Genomic DNA, 564 nt, shown 5'->3' on the forward strand with positions numbered 1-564 from the left:
ACAACATCAGAAACATGGCCGCAAATTGAAAGACCAGCTTCACGGTGTACGGCAGCGGGTTCACATCGTCAACGAAACTACCTCCGGCGATGACGGTCAAGCCCATCATAAACCACGGATATTCAAGTCCAAAAAAAACTGCCCATATCCATGCTCCGATGAGGAAGATGACACCTCCACCACGCAGAGTTAGATGTTTATGGCTGCTTCTCAGATTCGGCTTGTCAATGATATTAAAATGACTGGCGATCTTAAAGTAAACCAACTCCGCGATTACCATAATAGCAAGAATATTAATATGCGTATCCCAGATCACTCGTGAAAAATTAAACTATACCTCACTTTGAATACTCAATATTTTGAATGATTTCTTTATACTAATTGGTTGTATAATAGCATAAGGGATCAGGCCTATCACTGTACCAAGGATGACTATTATCCAGTTGTTGAAATGCTGAGACAGTATTAATATGAACAGAATCTTGAATACAACGGCGAATAAATATCCCGCTAACTGCACATTCAATTTACCTAAGCCAGCCACTAATGTAGATTGAACTGAGA

General features: G+C 40.1%; 2 pseudogenes. Both read right to left on the bottom strand.

Features of this window, described 5'->3' with window-relative positions:
- Positions 1–316 (bottom strand): annotated as a pseudogene (locus ACNOHI_RS25335) (hypothetical protein); the annotation flags it as partial.
- A 15-nt stretch (positions 317–331) separates the two neighbouring features.
- A pseudogene (locus ACNOHI_RS25340) lies at positions 332–564 on the bottom strand (hypothetical protein); the annotation flags it as partial.

Source organism: Noviherbaspirillum sp. ST9, from assembly GCF_048799745.1.
Taxonomy (GTDB): Bacteria; Pseudomonadota; Gammaproteobacteria; order Burkholderiales; family Burkholderiaceae_D; genus Noviherbaspirillum.